Source organism: Devosia chinhatensis (assembly GCF_000969445.1).
GTDB classification, from domain to species: Bacteria; Pseudomonadota; Alphaproteobacteria; order Rhizobiales; family Devosiaceae; genus Devosia; species Devosia chinhatensis.
In genome coordinates this window covers 1,076,623-1,092,092 of the sequence record NZ_JZEY01000054.1, presented here as the reverse complement: position 1 = coordinate 1,092,092, position 15,470 = coordinate 1,076,623, and the positions used below count along the sequence as shown (strand labels likewise).

General features: G+C 62.3%; 16 protein-coding genes and 3 tRNA genes. 8 read left to right on the top strand and 11 right to left on the bottom strand.

The features are described from left to right. Positions 1-2: 2 nt before the first annotated feature. Positions 3-79, bottom strand: a tRNA-Arg gene (locus VE26_RS05210). A 146-nt stretch (positions 80-225) separates the two neighbouring features. Here VE26_RS05210 and VE26_RS05205 point away from each other — a divergent pair. Further along, a complete protein-coding gene (locus VE26_RS05205; protein ID WP_160297803.1) occupies positions 226-978 on the top strand; it encodes an HAD family hydrolase in 753 nt (250 codons plus the stop codon). On the opposite strand, the gene VE26_RS17020 is transcribed toward VE26_RS05205, so the two are convergent. Beyond that, complete coding sequence (locus VE26_RS17020) at positions 975-1,433, bottom strand: ArsR/SmtB family transcription factor (protein ID WP_052715682.1); 459 nt, start codon at positions 1,431-1,433, stop codon at positions 975-977. The genes VE26_RS05205 and VE26_RS17020 overlap by 4 nt on opposite strands. 166 nt (positions 1,434-1,599) lie before the next feature. Here VE26_RS17020 and trhA point away from each other — a divergent pair, with 166 nt between their 5' ends. Next, positions 1,600-2,286 (top strand): PAQR family membrane homeostasis protein TrhA, encoded by a 687-nt coding sequence (gene trhA, locus VE26_RS05195; protein ID WP_244465632.1) that lies wholly within the window; start codon positions 1,600-1,602, stop codon positions 2,284-2,286. 9 nt (positions 2,287-2,295) lie between these two features. Here the strand turns inward: trhA and VE26_RS05190 are convergent, their stop codons facing one another. Then, positions 2,296-2,790, bottom strand: coding sequence for a DUF192 domain-containing protein (locus VE26_RS05190; RefSeq protein ID WP_244465631.1), 495 nt, complete (start codon positions 2,788-2,790; stop codon positions 2,296-2,298). A gap of 7 nt (positions 2,791-2,797) precedes the next feature. Then, positions 2,798-3,418, bottom strand: coding sequence for a cold-shock protein (locus VE26_RS05185; protein ID WP_084619991.1), 621 nt, complete (start codon positions 3,416-3,418; stop codon positions 2,798-2,800). Between the two features lie 188 nt (positions 3,419-3,606). On the opposite strand from VE26_RS05185, the gene VE26_RS05180 reads away from it, so the two are divergent. From VE26_RS05180 to VE26_RS05165, 4 genes are all read left to right on the top strand, one after another. After that, entirely contained in the window at positions 3,607-4,023 is a 417-nt protein-coding gene (locus VE26_RS05180; RefSeq protein ID WP_046104038.1) for a VOC family protein, read from the top strand. Positions 4,024-4,180: 157 nt separating this feature from the next. Next, positions 4,181-4,657 (top strand): YcbK family protein, encoded by a 477-nt coding sequence (locus VE26_RS05175; RefSeq protein WP_046104037.1) that lies wholly within the window; start codon positions 4,181-4,183, stop codon positions 4,655-4,657. Between the two features lie 93 nt (positions 4,658-4,750). Beyond that, positions 4,751-4,825, top strand: a tRNA-Glu gene (locus VE26_RS05170). 51 nt (positions 4,826-4,876) lie between these two features. Beyond that, positions 4,877-4,951: transfer RNA gene (locus VE26_RS05165), tRNA-Glu, on the top strand. Positions 4,952-4,996: 45 nt separating this feature from the next. Here VE26_RS05165 and VE26_RS05160 read toward each other — a convergent pair. Then, positions 4,997-6,049 (bottom strand): DNA topoisomerase IB, encoded by a 1,053-nt coding sequence (locus tag VE26_RS05160; protein ID WP_046104036.1) that lies wholly within the window; start codon positions 6,047-6,049, stop codon positions 4,997-4,999. Between the two features lie 131 nt (positions 6,050-6,180). Here VE26_RS05160 and ku point away from each other — a divergent pair, with 131 nt between their 5' ends. Together ku and ligD are read left to right on the top strand one after the other, a co-directional pair. Beyond that, positions 6,181-7,089 (top strand): non-homologous end joining protein Ku, encoded by a 909-nt coding sequence (gene ku, locus VE26_RS05155; RefSeq protein ID WP_046104035.1) that lies wholly within the window; start codon positions 6,181-6,183, stop codon positions 7,087-7,089. A gap of 2 nt (positions 7,090-7,091) precedes the next feature. Beyond that, complete coding sequence (gene ligD / locus VE26_RS05150) at positions 7,092-9,656, top strand: DNA ligase D (RefSeq protein WP_046104034.1); 2,565 nt, start codon at positions 7,092-7,094, stop codon at positions 9,654-9,656. A 40-nt stretch (positions 9,657-9,696) separates the two neighbouring features. Here ligD and VE26_RS05145 read toward each other — a convergent pair whose 3' ends face one another. The 6 genes from VE26_RS05145 to VE26_RS05120 all read right to left on the bottom strand — a co-directional run bounded on the left by VE26_RS05145 (position 9,697) and on the right by VE26_RS05120 (position 15,293). Then, positions 9,697-9,993, bottom strand: a complete 297-nt coding sequence (locus VE26_RS05145; protein WP_152658718.1) for a hypothetical protein — start codon at positions 9,991-9,993, stop codon at positions 9,697-9,699. Positions 9,994-10,023: 30 nt separating this feature from the next. After that, the gene (locus tag VE26_RS05140) at positions 10,024-10,836 is read right to left on the bottom strand and encodes an ABC transporter ATP-binding protein (RefSeq protein WP_046104032.1); all 813 of its coding nucleotides are present in this window, start codon (positions 10,834-10,836) and stop codon (positions 10,024-10,026) included. Positions 10,837-10,852: 16 nt separating this feature from the next. Then, a complete protein-coding gene (locus tag VE26_RS05135; RefSeq protein ID WP_046104031.1) occupies positions 10,853-11,905 on the bottom strand; it encodes a FecCD family ABC transporter permease in 1,053 nt (350 codons plus the stop codon). Beyond that, entirely contained in the window at positions 11,902-12,918 is a 1,017-nt protein-coding gene (locus VE26_RS05130; RefSeq protein ID WP_046104030.1) for a FecCD family ABC transporter permease, read from the bottom strand. Before VE26_RS05130 ends, VE26_RS05135 begins: the two co-directional genes overlap by 4 nt. Positions 12,919-12,936: 18 nt before the next feature. Next, a complete protein-coding gene (locus tag VE26_RS05125; RefSeq protein ID WP_160297802.1) occupies positions 12,937-13,875 on the bottom strand; it encodes an ABC transporter substrate-binding protein in 939 nt (312 codons plus the stop codon). 182 nt (positions 13,876-14,057) lie between these two features. Then, positions 14,058-15,293: an SAM-dependent methyltransferase gene (locus tag VE26_RS05120; protein ID WP_084619989.1), complete on the bottom strand. Its 1,236-nt coding sequence runs from the start codon at positions 15,291-15,293 to the stop codon at positions 14,058-14,060. Between the last annotated feature and the right edge of the window lie 177 nt (positions 15,294-15,470).

The window sequence follows — 15,470 nt, the reverse complement described above, 5'->3', positions numbered from 1 at the left end:
GCTGGCGATCCCGACAGGATTCGAACCTGTGACCAACAGCTTAGAAGGCTGCTGCTCTATCCAGCTGAGCTACGGGACCGCGACGGCCTTTCCTTTACAACATTTTGCAGCCAAGGCCACACCCGGCGCGCGGAATTGGATGGTGCCGAGGTGCTCCGCTTCACGGTCTCCTGACCCGGGCAAGGCCATTTTGGCTTGCCCGACCCGGCGAATTAGGCCACGTTGTTGCCACAAACGAGGGCTGATCCACTGGCTGATAACGCGAACCGACCCACCATCGTGCTGTTCGATCTCGATGGGACATTGGTGCATCACGTCAATCCGCGCGTGTTGCAGATGCTGGAATTCCTGGACGATTGCTCGCACAAGGGCGCCCGTCTGGCGGCACGCTTCCGGCTGATGCGCCGGCAATGCTCCGCAGAGCGCCAGCCGCGCCTGATCGTTCATCGCGCCATCCACAAGGTTCGCCGCAAGTCGGTGGAAGACATGCTGGTGCCCTGCGAGTCGATGCGCACTGTGCTGGCGCGGCTGCGCTCGGAAGGCGTCACGCTGGGCGTGGTGAGCAACGGCCTGGGACGCGGCTATGGCCATGACGTGCTCAAGGCCTTCGACCTGCAGAAATATTTCAGCACGGCTGTGTTTCGCGAAGATGTGGCGCGGGGCAAGCCCTGGCCCGATTCCATCACGCTGGCGCTGACCCGGATCGGCCGTGAGCTGCGCAGCTCGGACGTGATCTGGTATATCGGGGACCAGCGCAAGGACATCATGGCCGCTCAGGCGGCTTCCGCCCTGGTGGGCCGGCAGATCAGGCCGTTTGCGCTCGGTGCGCGGGCGGCACTGGCGGCTGTCGAGGCGCGGCTGTCGCCATCGCAGATCGTCTGGAGCGCCAGCGACTTCGAACGCCATGTCGCCTCCGCTTTCGACATGGATGAGCGGCGGCTATCGCTGATCGACCCCCTGCCCGCACCCCTGCTTTAGAAATCAAAGCCCATCTGGTTGAGGGCGACGGCCGCCGGCTCGGGCGGGCGCACGGGCTTGCGTGTCGGCTTTTGAGGGGCGGGCTCGACGCCGGCCGCGGTGATCTCGATGACTGGGCTGACGTTGGGTCGTCCAGCGTCTGCGGCGACAGGTGTTTCCACTTGCGCCGAAACGTCCCGCGGCGCGGCCATGACGGCAATCCAGGCCTGAGCCTTGTCGAGCTTTTTGGAGCGGAAGGCATAGAGGTTTTCGCGGCCCTTCTTCACCTCGGCAACAAGGCCAGCCTCCTTGAGCACCCGCAGGTGACGGGAGATGGCGGGGCGGCTGATGGCAAAGGCGTCGGCGAGGCGATGCACCGGAATGGGTCCATCGGCCAGGATCTCGAGGATCCGGCAGCGGGTCGCGTCGGCAAGCGCGGAATATAGGGCGATCGGGGCTTTGGTCTTACGGCTCATGGAGCCGTTAGAGTAACAGCAGCGTTACCCGTCAAGATCGCACGCGGGCGGCAAGCACTTGTTCACCAGGAAAGTTCAGCCCGGCTTTACGAGACCGCACGAAAGTGGCCCGCCGGCAAGGTTCTGGTCACATCACCGCCACACGATGACGGCAAGGAGGGGCATGATGACCAGCGCGACCGAGACGAGCATTCCCATTATACATGACAGCCGCCGCGCCTATTCGGTCGCCGAGAAAGTGGCCGACGCTGCGGTGCATATCCTGGGTCTCGTGGGTGCCATCGCCGCCGGTTCGATCCTCCTGACGCTGGCGTTGACGCATACGGCGCCCGAGGCGTTTCCATCGCTACTGATTTACGTCGCCACGCTGATCGTGGTGCTGGGCGTGTCCCTGGCCTACAATCTCTACCCGGCGTCACGCATGAAGCATTACCTGGCGCGGCTGGACCAGGCGGCGATCTTTCTGTTCATTGCCGGCTCCTATACGCCGTTCCTGGCCATCCTGGGCGGCACGCCGACCGGCACGGTGATGATGAGCCTGGTCTGGGGAGCGTCGCTGGTCGGGGTGGCGCTCAAGCTGATCGTGCCGCAGCGATTCGGTCGGATCGCGATTGCGCTCTATCTGGCGATCGGCTGGAGCGGGGTGTTGGTTTTCCAATCGCTGGGACAGGCCCTGCCCGCTTCCACGCTATGGCTGCTGCTGGCCGGCGGCATGACTTATTCCGCCGGCATCGTGTTTCATCTCTGGGAAAAGCTACGCTTCCAGAACGCCCTGTGGCATGTTTTCGTCGTGGCAGGGGCGAGCCTGCATCTGTGGGCCGTGATCGACTGCATGGTGATCGCACGGCTCTAGGCGATCCGCCTAGTCGATGCGCGGGTGGGTTACCGTGTCGCCCGCTTCGATGCCCAGCTCGACAGACCGGCCGCCTGGAATTTCCAGCACATATTGCACCGGTCCCTCCGAGGGGATGGACGTCTCGTCGTGCGGGACGGCATTGACGTGAATATTGCTGATCGTGCCGTCGGCAGTGATGAAGAGCATGTCGAGCGGAATGAGCGTGTTCTTCATCCAGAAGGACACCAGCCGCTCCGCCTCGAAGTCGAACAGCATGCCCGCGTCAGGGGCCAGGTCCTCGACGAACATCAGGCCGCGGGCGCGACTCTCGGGCGTGTCGACCACTTCGACAGTGAAGGCATGATCGCCATTGGCCGACTGGATGACCAGTTGTGTCTCGTCGGCGAGCGCGGAAAGCGGGATGCTGAGCGCGAGAGCGCCAACGAGGCCAGCCAAGGCAGGTGACAGACGGCGGGCGGATGGCAGGAACGAAAGGTTGAGCACGGCCAAGGGGCCTTTCACTGGAGAATCAATGCGACGACGGCGCGTCGCCCCAACCATCCGGACGAATTTCGGCCACCATAAGGCCCTTGGGGCCATTGCCGTAGCGCACCAGAACAAACTGGCCGGGGCGCAATTCGGTGATGCCGAAGCGGCGCAGCGTTTCCATATGCACGAAGATATCGGGCGTGCCCTCGCCGGCCGACAGGAAGCCGAATCCGCGGATGCGGTTGAACCACTTCACTTCGAGGCGAACCATACCCGAGGTCGGCTCGACCACGACATGGGTGCGCGGCGCGGGCATCTGCGAAGGATGCAACGCCGTCGATTCGTCCATGGAAACGATGCGGAAGGCCTGCAGCCCGCCCGGGCGGTTCAGCGCCTCAACGACGATGCGCGCGCCTTCATAGGCTGTCTGGTAACCGTCGCGGCGCAGGCAGGTCACGTGCAGCAGAACATCGGCCATGCCATTGTCAGGCACAATGAAGCCGAAGCCCTTGCCTGCGTCGAACCATTTGATGCTGCCGCTGATCTGGATGACGTCGACCTGGGAATTGTGGTCAACAGGAGTAGCGCTGTCGTGCGTGCTCTCGCCTGTCCTGGACAGGCCGACGGCATTACCGTCCTCGCCGTTGACCTTGGCCCCCATATTCCCAACGCCCTCTTACACGCCCGTCATTCACGGGTACTCAACACATGATCAAAACAGTCTGTCCGATTCAATGGTAAAAGTTAAGAAGGTATTGCAATTTTGTCAGCAGGCCTTTCGAGCCGCCATTGCAGCAACTGGCCGGGATTGTTAGGGCAAAGGCCCAATAGCGCTAAAGGAGGAATGCCTTGAAATATCTGCATACGATGGTGCGCGTCACCAATGTCGAGGAAAGCCTCCGGTTTTACTGCGAAGGGCTGGGCCTCGAAGAGGTGCGGCGCACCGAAAACGAGAAGGGTCGCTTTACCCTTATTTTCCTGCGCGCCCCCGGCGATGCCGGCGGGGAAGTCGAGCTGACCTATAACTGGGACCCAGAGACCTATACGGGCGGCCGCAATTTCGGCCACCTCGCCTATCGGGTTAAGGACATCTACGCCCTTTGCCAGCACCTGTCCGACATGGGCGTTGTCATCAACCGTCCGCCACGCGATGGCCACATGGCTTTCGTCAAATCCCCGGACGGCATCTCGATCGAGCTGATTCAGGACGGCCATCTCGATCCGCAGGAACCCTGGGCCTCGATGGCCAATACCGGCAGCTGGTAAGCCAAGCCTCCGGCGCAAGGCATGCGCCGACAGCATTAACCCCGCGCTAACTGTCCCGGTTAGCGCGGGGTTAGCGAAACCGATCTAATTTTAGCGACCGAACCCATATGCCCATTGCCTGTTGCCAGTTTGCGACAGCGGCCACGGGAAGGTCCCCATGTCTCGCTTCTTTCGCGCCATCGCCCTTGTCTTCATCAGCGCCGCGGTCATCGCAGGCTGTGTGCCCATGGCCATGTTCGCCAGCAGCAGCGGGGCTGGATATTCCGGCGTCCGGCAGGACTGGGGCACATTCGTGAGCTCGAACACTGTGAACGCGCTCTGCATCTCACCCAAGCTGCGTTTCGTCATCTGGGAGTTCGAGGGACATTTCGGCAAGAAGATCGTGATGAATTCCGGCTATCGCAATGCGTTCCACAATGCCTCGGCGGGCGGCGCGGAAAATTCCTATCATACCAAGTGCATGGCAGCCGACTTCTACATTCCAGGCGTTCCCAAGGCCGAGCTGATCGCCTTTGCCATGAGAACCGACAGCGTCGGCGGGCTGGGCTGCTACCCCGGACGCAACTTCATCCATGTCGATGTGCGCGATCGTCCGCGCGGCCGACGCAGCCCCGTGACGTTCTCAGGCTGTTGAAAACTCCGCCCCGATAAATTTCCTCACAGGATCAATGCAAAATGGGGTTGCGCAATCAAATCGACCCCACTATACGACAGCCATCGCGCAGATGCGCCCTTCGTCTATCGGTTAGGACGGCACCCTTTCACGGTGCAGAGAGGGGTTCGATTCCCCTAGGGCGTACCACCCTCCCCCTTGCTTTCCAGCATGTGGGCGGTGTTTAAAAGCGGCGGTTACGCGCCCATCGTCTAGCGGTCAGGACGACGCCCTCTCACGGCGTAAACAGGGGTTCGATTCCCCTTGGGCGTACCAAATCAACGACATTGCCAGACTGCATCGCGACAGGTGCACGATTGCCTAGGACCGGTTCCGGGCGAGCCTTTTCAGGAAAGCGGTAGTTTCCACTTCGTCTTCATCAAGGCCATCAATGGGCTTGAGGCGGCCGGAGCGGGTGAGTGCGCCGGCCTGCCATGATTCGAGAATGGCGGGGTGGATGTAGCATGAGCGACAGACGGCCCTGGTATTGCCCAGCCTGCCGGCGACCTGATCGATGATGGCATTGAGGGTGCTGGCTTGCCCGGTCTTGGTCTCCGGCACGTCGTTGTCGGCCAAGAGGCCGAATGCACGGACGGTGCCGGCCCAGGTGCGGAAGTGCTTGGCGGTGATTCCCGGCCCAGCAAAGGCGGCGATATAGTCATTTACGTCGCGCGAAGAGATGGCGCAGCGGCCATTGTCACTTTCATACTGAAAAAGATGCTGGCCCGGCATGTCCTGCAGGGATTTGAGAATGCCGGCAATGCGGCGATCCGCCAGCTGAAGCTTCCATTCCTTGCCCGACTTGCCCTTGAAATGGAAATGCAGCTTCGCACCGGTGATCTCCACATGGCGGTGGCGCAAGGTGGTGAGGCCGAAGCTTTTGTTATCGCGCGCATAAGCGGGATTGCCGACACGGATCAGGCTGTTGTCGAGCAGCCAGACCACCGAGGCAACGACGCGCTCATAGCCCAACGTGCGACGGCGCAGGTCGCTTTGCACCTGTTCGCGCAGCCCGGGCAGCACCTTGGCGAAATCGCGCAAGGTATGAAACTTGGTCGTGCTGCGATGTTCGGTCCAGCCCGCGTGGTAACGATATTGCTTGCGCCCCTTCTCATCGCGCCCAGTCGCCTGGATATGACCGCACGCGTCCTTGCAAATCCAGACATTCTGCCAGGCGGGGGGAATGGCAAGAGCACGGATACGCGCCAGATCGCTTTCCAAGGGCCGATTGCCGTCAGCGTCCAGATAGGTGAAACCGGTGCCGCGCTTCTGGCGCTTCCATCCCGCCTCTTCGTCGGATGAAAAGGCCAGACTTGGCGCCGGCCCCATTTCGTCGGCGCGCATGCGATCCAGAACCTGTTGTGCCAGCCTCATCCCGGGATGCTCCTTTGGTCGCTGGAATGAAATGACGGGGCAAAGTGTTCCGCGCGCGCGCAAAGGTGAACGGCCGGAACGCGTCTGCCCAAGCAGCGTTGAGTCGGCGACTTTCATTACAGGATGTTGCCATGCCCGCTTCCCGCCCGATCTGGAAAGGCCAGCTCCGTCTCTCGCTGGTCGCAATCCCCGTCGAATTGTTCAGCGCCGCCAAGACCAGCGCGAAGCCCAGCTTCCGGCAGATCCACGAGCCGACGGGCAAGCCTATTCACTACGAGAAGGTGGTGGCAGGCGTCGGGCCGGTGGACAAGGACGAGATCATCAAGGGCTTCGAATACGAGAAGGGCGATTATGTCCTGCTCACCGACGACGAGATAGATGCGGTCAAGCTCGAGACCCGCAAGACGCTGGAGCTGACGCAGTTCGTGGGCGCCTGCGAGATCGACCCCATCTATTACGACAAGTCCTATTTCGTGGTGCCGACGGACGAGCTGGCGGAAGACGCGTTCCGGGTGATCCGCGACGCGTTGCGCAAGACGCAGAAAGTCGGACTGGGGCAGCTTTCGATGCGCGGCAAGGAATATCTGGCGGCGATCAAGCCGAGCGGCACCGGGCTCATGCTCGAGACGCTGCATTACGAGGACGAGATCCGCAAATCAGACCCCTTCTTCAGTCAGATTTCGGGCAAGAAGGCGGAGGCCGAGCTGCTGGACGTGGCGACAGCGCTGATCGAAAAGAAGACAGCGCCCTTCGATGCCGCGGCCTTCAAGGATCATTATGGCACGGCCCTGCGCGAGTTGATCGGTCGCAAAATGAAGGCCAAGGGGCGCAAGATCAGCACAGACAAGGACGATGCCCCTGCCCGGCCGAGCGGCGAGAATGTCGTTGACCTGATGGCGGCGCTCAAGGAAAGCCTCGAAGGCGGCGGCAAGGCCAAGAGCACGGCGCGGCGCAAGCCCGCCAGCAGCGCCAAAGCGCCGGCCAAGAGCACCGCAAGCAAGTCGGGTAGCGGCACGAGCAGTCGCAAGAAGGCGAGCTGACCATGGCCAGCAAGGCAGAGGACCTGCTCCAGGACTACAAGGCCAAGCGCAATTTCGCCAAGACGCAGGAGCCGGCCGGGGATGCGGTCAAGGCCGGCAAATCGGGGCGCGGCAGCTTCGTGGTGCAGAAGCATGATGCCACGCGGCTGCATTACGATTTCCGCATCGAGCTCGATGGCGTGCTCAAGAGCTGGGCGGTGACCAAGGGGCCGTCCAATAATCCGGCGGACAAGCGCCTCGCCGTGCGGGTGGAAGACCATCCGCTTGAATATGGCGGGTTCGAGGGCACGATACCCGAGGACGAATATGGCGGTGGGACCGTGATGCTCTGGGACCAGGGCACCTGGGAGGCTATCGGCGATCCGCATGAGGGGCTGGAGAAAGGCGACCTCAAGGTTCGTCTCTTCGGCGAGCGGATGAAGGGCGAATATGTGCTGGTGCACATGAAGGGCCGAGACACCAAGCGCAAGAGCGGGCCGGACCGCGAGAACTGGCTGCTGATCAAGCATCGCGATGGCTATGCGCGGGACAAGAATACGCTGACCACGCGGTTTACGCGCTCCGTGGCGACGGGACGTGATTTCAAGGGCATCGCCAGTGGTGCGGCGCCCACCAAGTCATCCCGGATCGAGGCGGACGCGGTGTGGCATTCCGACCCGGAGGAAGCGGAAAAGGCCGACCAGAAGACGCGAGTGACGCAGAAGGCAAAAGGCGGAGCCACACCTGATTTTCGCCCCGTGCAGCTGGCGACGCTGGTGGACGCGGTTCCGGCCGGAGATGGCTGGCTGTTCGAGATGAAGTATGACGGCTATCGCTGTGTCGCCGCCGTGGAAGGCAAAAGCGTGCGGCTATTTACCCGTAACGGGCTAGACTGGACCGAGCAGTTCGGGGCGCTGGTGGAGCCGCTGCAAAAGCTCGGGATCGGATCGGCCCTGATCGATGGCGAGGTCTGCGCCTTCGATGACAAGGGGCGGACTGATTTTACCACGCTGAAGAATGTGCTGTCGGGCGGCGGGCGACTGGAATATTTCGCTTTCGACCTGCTCGAACTCGACGGCAAGGACCTGACCAAGAAGCCGCTGGTGGAGCGCAAGGCAGCGCTCGAGGGACTTTTGGGCAAGGCGACGCGCAGGGACCCGATCCAGTATTCCTCCCATGTCACGGGGCATGGGCAGAAGGTGTTCGATGCGCTGTGCCGAGACGGGCACGAGGGCGTCATCGCCAAGCGGGCCCAGGACCCCTACCGCGGCGATCGGACCAAGAGCTGGCTCAAGATCAAATGCCTCAAGCGGCAGGAATTCGTCATCGGCGGCTGGTCTCCCTCAAGCAAGCGGAAGGGTTTCGCCTCGCTGCTGGTGGGCACATGGGACAAAGGCAAGCTGCTCTATCGCGGGCGCGTGGGAACCGGATTTTCGCAGGATCTGCTGGGGGAGCTCGACGGCAAGCTCAAGGCGCTCGAAAGCAAGGACAGTCCGTTCGATGCCGTGCCGCGCGAGCGGGCGCGTGGCGCCCATTGGGTGCGACCGGAGCTGGTGGCGGAGATTGCCTATACCGAGCTGACAGGCGACGACATTCTTCGCCATCCCAGCTTCGTAGGCCTGCGCGGCGACAAGCCGGCCAAGGAGGTCAGCATGGAAAATCCAATCCGATTGGACGATGGCGAGGAGGTTGCCGAGCGCCTTGGCGTGCGCCTGACATCGCCGGAAAGGGTAGTCTATCCAGGCCAGGGCATCACCAAGGCGCAGATCGTCGCCTACTACGAGGATGTCGCCGAGGCGATGCTGCCGCATATCGAGAACCGGCCGCTGAGCCTCGTTCGATGCCCGCAGGGCCGGGCCAAGCAATGCTTCTTCCAGAAGCACGACACGGGCGGCTTTCCCGAACAGCTCCTGTCCAAGGCAATTGCCGAAAAGGACGGGGAGAAGAAGGACTATTTCTACATCAAGGAGCTGGCCGGGCTTGTGGCGGGTACGCAGATGAACGTGCTTGAATGGCATATCTGGGGATCGCGCTTCCTGGCGGTTGAGAAGCCGGACCGCATGGTCTTCGATATCGACCCTGACGAGGACCTGCCGTTCTCGGCCATTACCGAGGCTGCGACCGATATTCGGGATCGGCTGACGGACCTTGGTCTCAATAGCTATCCGCTGGTTTCGGGCGGCAAGGGCATCCATGTGATCGTGCCGCTCAAGCCGACCAAGCCCTGGCCGGAGATCAAAGCATTCTGCCGTGCGCTGGCGCAGAGCATGGCGACGGACGAACCGGATCGTTTTACCGCCAATCTGTCGAAGGCCCGCCGCAAAGGGCGGCTGTTCATCGATTATCTGCGCAATGAACGCGGGTCGACCGCTATCTCACCTTGGTCGGTGCGCTCGCGCGAAGGCGCGCCGGTAGCCGCACCGGTGGAATGGGACGAGGTGAAGGGGCTGACCAAAGCCAATGGCTTCTCGCTGGCTGCAGCGGCCGGGCGTGCACGGGACGCGGGTGCCTGGAGTGGCTATTTCGAGGAGAAGCAGCAGCTAACCGTGAAGATGCTGAAGGCGCTCAATGCCGAGGTAGAGAGTTGAGGCTGACAGAAGAACCGGGGCGTTGGAGCCCCGGTATCTTTCAGTGGAACGTCGTTGGTGGAACAGTCGCGCCCAGCGCGCTGACGCAGAAAATCTGGCTGCCAGCACGTTCGGCAAGTCCAAGATTGATAAGCTGTTCGCCCAGTTCAGCGGGAAGAGCGCAAGGCCCGTCCTGACAAAGAATGGCAAGCGCTTTCTGCTGGGGGGAAGTCAGTGTCGTCCAATACAGATTCATGGCGGCCTCCTTGCTGCGTTCCGGAAACGCCGAGGGGGTGCCGTGGTTCCGACTTTGTGAAGAATTGATGAAGGTTAAAACGGCAATGGAAAGCGACGTCACAAAGCTCATCTGACCCGTAAGAATTTCACGCTAAGCAGCTGTTCGCTCTACGTGATGCCGGCCGATTGGAATGATCATCGGTGTGTCGGAGACCGGATCGACCACGATACGCGAGATCATGCCGAAGACATCGTGCACGACACTTTCCGTAATGACATCAACGGGCCGGCCTTCAGCGACGATGCGGCCGGATTTCATGGCGACGATCCGGTCGGCATAGCGACAGGCCAGGTTCAGGTCGTGGAGGACCACGACGACGGTACGCCCCCGCTGCCGCACGAGATCGGTGAGCAGGTCAAGCACCTCGACCTGATGATTGATGTCGAGGAACGTTGTGGGCTCGTCGAGGAGCAGGAGATCGGTCTGCTGGGCGAGCGCCATGGCAATCCAGACGCGCTGCCGCTGGCCGCCTGAAAGCTCATCCACCGGTCGGTCGGCCAGTTCGAGCGTGTCGGTAGCCCGCAAGGCCTCGGCAACGGCTGCATCGTCCTCTGGCGTCCAGCGGCGAAACCAGCCCTGATGGGGATAGCGGCCGCGCCCCACGAGATCTGTGACGGTGATCGCGTCCGGCGCGATCGGGCTCTGGGGCAGCACGCCAAGGATCGTCGCAACGTCGCGGGTCGGTAGTTGATGAATGGGCTTGCCATCCAGATAGACCGAACCGCGCGTCGGCGTCAGCAACCTTGCGAGACCCCGCAGAAGCGTGGACTTGCCGCAGGCATTGGCGCCGACAATGACAGTGAGCTTGCCGGACGCGACACTGAGATCGAGAGCCTTGACGATCTGGCGATCGCCATAACCGAGGTCCAGACCGGCTGCGAGCAATTGGTGATTGGCGGACATGTCTTTTTCGCTCCGATCAATTGACGCGGCCCGACCGCCCGGTGGTCGTCAGCAGCCATAGCAGGAAAAGGGCACCGCAGGCACCAGTGACGACGCCGACAGGCAATTGGGTGGTGGGCAGGGCATGCTGGGCGACAAGGTCCGACACCAGCATCACCAGCGCCCCAACCAGGGCGGCCTGCGGGAAGCCCCGCCCTGCCCCCTTGAGCAAGGTGCGCGCGAGGGGGCCCGAGACGAAGGCGACAAAACCCACCGGTCCGACGGCAGCGGTGGCAAAGGCCGCAAAGCCGACGCCGACAAGCATCAGCCCCAAGCGCGTGCGCTCGACACTGGCGCCCAAGGCGCGCGCGGTGTCGTCGCCCAGTTCCATGGCATCGAGGCCGCGCAGCAAGGCCGCCATCGCCGGAACGAGAACCAGCAGGGCGGAAGCGAGAACAATGATGTCACCGGGCCGGGCGGCATTGAGACTGCCGACCAGCCAGGCCATGGCCTGCTGCACCTCGGTGAGCCGTGCGCGTGTGAACAGGTATGAAATGATGGCCGCGAGCATGGCGGCCATGCCGATGCCGATCAGTACGACGCGATAGGCGGTGACCCCGTCGCGCCAGGCCAGAAGATAGATAGCGAGAGCTGTGAGAATGGCACCGGCAAAGGCGCCCAGCGACACTGCCAGTCCCGACCAGCCGAGAACGATGATGCAGAACACCGCAGCGGCGCTGGCGCCATGAGAGATGCCGATAATATCGGGGCTGGCCAAGGGATTGCGCAGAAGTGTTTGGAAAATGATTCCGGCAAGCGCGAAGGACGCTCCCGACAGCAGAGCAAGGACGGCGCGGGGCAGACGAACCTGAAGAACGATGAAATCGACCCCCCGGTCCGCAAGTCCGGTCAAAGGCGAAAAGAGCGAGCGCACTACCCCTTCGACCGGTACCGGGAAGTCGCCCAGATAGAGCGAGAGGGAGAAGGCCAGCGCCAGCGCAATCAGGAGACCACAAGCCACGATGCGGCGGCGGCGCGCCGCCCGTGCACGGGTGCGGACGATTGGTGCGGTATCGAGCAGCAGGGTCATAGGGCAGCCAGCTTCCGACGGCGCACGAGAGCGATGAAGAACGGCGCGCCGACAAAGGCGGTGACGATGCCCACCTGCACTTCGCCCGGCGGCGCGATCACACGGCCGATGACGTCCGCTCCCAGAAGCAGGATCGGTGCCATGACCATGGAATAGGGCAATATCCAGCGATAGCCGGGCCCGGTAATGGCCCGGGCGACGTGGGGAATGGTCAGGCCGACAAAGGCGATGGGGCCCGCAGCCGCCGTTCCCGCCCCAGCCAGGATGACCGCAGACAAGCCGGCAAGCCCGCGGGACAGGCGGATGCGCTGGCCCAAGGCGCGGGCGACATCATCTCCCATGGAGAGCCCATCGAGAAGGCGCGCGGTCGCCAAAGCCAGAACTGTGCCTGTGGCCAGAAATGGCGCGACCTGAAGGACGACATCGATAGACCGGCCGGCGAGCGACCCCACCTGCCAGAACCGCACTTCGTCGAGCGTTCGCGGACTGGTGAGGAGGATGGCATTGATGACCGATTGCAGCACCGCCGTAATGGCAGCCCCTGCCAAAGCCAGCTTGACCGGTGTTGCTCCCTCGCGGCCTAACGAGGCGACGGAATACACCACAAGCATGGCGGCCCCTGCCCCGATAAAGGCCAGCCAGACATAGGTCGAGAGCTGGCTCATGCCCAGGAAGGCGACGCCGAGCACGACCGCAAGCGCCGCCCCGGCATTGACACCCAGAATGGAGGGATCGGCGAGAGGGTTGCGCGTCGCGCCCTGAAGCACCGCCCCGGCCAAGCCAAGGGCCGAGCCGACGAGCAGCCCGACTATGGTTCGCGGCAAGCGCAGGTCCCAGACGATGCGATGCTCCGTACTGGTCGGATCGAAGGCGATCAAAGCTTGCCAGACTGTTTCGGCCGTTATGGCCCGCGCGCCGGTGGTGAGCGAAAAGAGCCCGACGGCCGCCAGCAGCGCCAGCAGCAGGACGAGGCCGAGTGTCAGCCGGGCCGCCTTACCTTGCCGCGCGGACATTCCCGCCCTCCGAAACGATCAGGGCACCAGATCGGGATCGGCGGCATCGATAGCCGCAGTCAGCTTGGCGAGTTCGTTGGCATAAGCGGCATAGTTGCGCAGCCAGAAAGCCGGCCAGTCGGTCACCTGTCCGGCTTCGGCCGCCTTCATCAGCGTCCAGGTCGGCTGTGCCTCAGCGGCGGCCATGGTCGCGTCCGACCGATTGTCCACAAGGATCAGGTCAGGCTGATACTTGTCCGCAACTTCCCAGGACAAGGTTTCCCAATAGCCGCGATCATCGGCGACTTCGGGATCGATGATGTCGAGCCCCCAGTTGGCGAAATCCATGAGTTCGGATGCGCCTTCCACCGCAGCAACATAAAGCGCATCCGGGCCCGCCCAGACGGCTAATGCGTTAAGGCCAGGCTTGGCGGCGATCGCCGCCTTGAAGGCCTCGAGAGATTTTTCGAAAGCGGTCTTGTCGGCGGCGATTTCCGGCTGCTGCAAATCAGCGCCGAGGCTCACTGCCAGTTCCTCATAGTCCTCGATCAGCGTGAGGATGGAAGCGCCCTGCTCCGGTCCGGTGATCGGGGCGAGAGGTGAAAGCGCGGTGACCACATTGTCGCCGCCGGACCAGGTGGTCTCGAGCGGCCAATATTCGGCGACGATCAGGTCCGGGTTGAGCGCGGCCGCCTTTTCGATGTCGACCTCGCCCCAGGTCTGGCCGATGATCTCGATGCCGGTGAGGTCAAGGCCCTGCAGAGCCTTGGCGTCGGCAACGGCACTGTCGGCATAGATGGCGACAGGTCGGATGCCAAGCGGGATCAGACCGGCCGCAGCATCCTGGCTGGCGATGATGCGGGCCGGGATTTCATCCAGGGTGACCACCTGCCCATCGCCGCCCGTGAACGTCCAGGCGAAGGCGGGCATGGCCGTGCCGGTGAGCAGTGTTGCGGCGAGGATTGCAGAGCGAAACATGGCAATGACCATCAGGTTTGTGCGATGGCCGTTCCCTAGCCCTGCTAAGATGAGCGGTCAAGTCATGTTATGGGGAATTGACTGACGTTTTCCGTTCGGTATGGCGCACATAGCCCGAGCGACGAGAATGCAACAAAACCTCCCGCTCGATTGCGGGAGGCCCGGAATGAGATCGCCGACGCCTAGAGCGGGCGACGATATTGATAGATGCCGACGTCGATGGCGCCCTCGGCGAAACCGGCTTCGCAATAGGAAAGGTAATAGACCCATTTGCGCTTGAAGTGCTCGTCATAGCCCAGCGGCGCAATCATCGGCCAGCGTTCCAGGAACCGCTCGCGCCAGAGGCGCAGGGTGCGGGCATAGGAGAGGCCGAAGGTTTCGACATTTTCGAGCACGAGGCCGTAGCGCTCGCCGAATTCCTTCATCACCGACTTGGTCAGCAACATGCCGCCGGGGAAGATGTAGCGCTGGATGAAATCGGGACCGGCGCGGTAATTGTCGAAATCTTCCTCCCGGATGGTAATGGCCTGGATAGCCGCGGTGCCGCCCGGCTTGAGACGGTCATGCAGGGTCTGAAAGTAGCTTGGCCAATTGTCCTCGCCCACGGCCTCGATCATCTCGATCGAGCCGATATGATCGAACTGGCCTTCGGTATGCCGGTAGTCCTCAAAGACAAGATTGGCATATTTGTCGAGACCCTGGCGCTGCAGGCGCTCCTGGCCGAACTTGAGCTGCTCGCGCGAGAGGGTGATGCCACGCAGATTAGCCTTGTAATCGCGGGCCACGGTCTCGGCGAAACCGCCCCAGCCGCAGCCGATTTCCAGCACCGAAGAGCCCTCGGTAATCCCGGCCATGTCGGCGACACGCTTGTATTTGACGTGCTGGGCTTCTTCCAGGCTCTGATCGCCGGAGGTGAATACAGCCGAGGAATAGGTCATCGAGGGATCGAGCCACTGGCCGTAGAAATCGTTGCCGAGGTCATAGTGCTCGGCAATGTTCTGCTTGGAGCCCTCGAGCGTGTTGCGGCGCGAGATGTGGTAGTGCAGGTCCGAGGCGGCGCGGTGAATGAAACCGCGATTGGCATTGTCGAACATGGCGCGGTTTTGCAGGAAGAACCGGAACAAGGCGGTGAGATCGTCGATCTCGATATCCCCGTTCATGTAGGAGGCCGCGAAGCCAACCGTGGCGCGCTTGCTGGATTCTGTCAGGACCTTGAAATTGTTCAGCCGCAAGGTGGCGTGTTCGCCGGTGTTCGGCTGGCCGATGGTGCGGGTGTGTCCGTTGGGAAAGATCACGGTCACCGATCCATGAGCAGGATTGCCGATCAGCCGCTTGCCGATGGCATCCACCAGCCAAGAGGTAAAGTGCGTCCACGGGGAAATGCCCGTACCGGAATGTTCTACGGCAGTTTTAGTCATGTGAGCCGCCAGGTCCAAAAATCGCATAAAGCGGGCGCGATCGATGCGCCCAAATCCAGCGTCATAAGCGTCAGAATATCAAGGCGAATGCGCTCCGCCGTTGACGCTATCGTGATAGTTTAGCCGCCATGCACCGATATGCAAGCGGCAGTTGCCGACCTCGATGGCCGAAGGCCA

Bases quoted from the DNA above. Each gene is read 5' to 3' on its own strand.
- VE26_RS17020 (WP_052715682.1), bottom strand. From the start codon at position 1,433: ATGAGCCGTAAGACCAAAGCCCCGATCGCCCTATATTCCGCGCTTGCC.
- trhA (WP_244465632.1), top strand. From the start codon at position 1,600: ATGACCAGCGCGACCGAGACGAGCATTCCCATTATACATGACAGCCGC.
- VE26_RS05185 (WP_084619991.1), bottom strand. From the start codon at position 3,418: ATGGGGGCCAAGGTCAACGGCGAGGACGGTAATGCCGTCGGCCTGTCC.
- VE26_RS05175 (WP_046104037.1), top strand. From the start codon at position 4,181: ATGTCTCGCTTCTTTCGCGCCATCGCCCTTGTCTTCATCAGCGCCGCG.
- VE26_RS05160 (WP_046104036.1), bottom strand. From the start codon at position 6,049: ATGAGGCTGGCACAACAGGTTCTGGATCGCATGCGCGCCGACGAAATG.
- ku (WP_046104035.1), top strand. From the start codon at position 6,181: ATGCCCGCTTCCCGCCCGATCTGGAAAGGCCAGCTCCGTCTCTCGCTG.
- ligD (WP_046104034.1), top strand. From the start codon at position 7,092: ATGGCCAGCAAGGCAGAGGACCTGCTCCAGGACTACAAGGCCAAGCGC.
- VE26_RS05140 (WP_046104032.1), bottom strand. From the start codon at position 10,836: ATGTCCGCCAATCACCAATTGCTCGCAGCCGGTCTGGACCTCGGTTAT.
- VE26_RS05135 (WP_046104031.1), bottom strand. From the start codon at position 11,905: ATGACCCTGCTGCTCGATACCGCACCAATCGTCCGCACCCGTGCACGG.
- VE26_RS05130 (WP_046104030.1), bottom strand. From the start codon at position 12,918: ATGTCCGCGCGGCAAGGTAAGGCGGCCCGGCTGACACTCGGCCTCGTC.
- VE26_RS05125 (WP_160297802.1), bottom strand. From the start codon at position 13,875: ATGTTTCGCTCTGCAATCCTCGCCGCAACACTGCTCACCGGCACGGCC.
- VE26_RS05120 (WP_084619989.1), bottom strand. From the start codon at position 15,293: ATGACTAAAACTGCCGTAGAACATTCCGGTACGGGCATTTCCCCGTGG.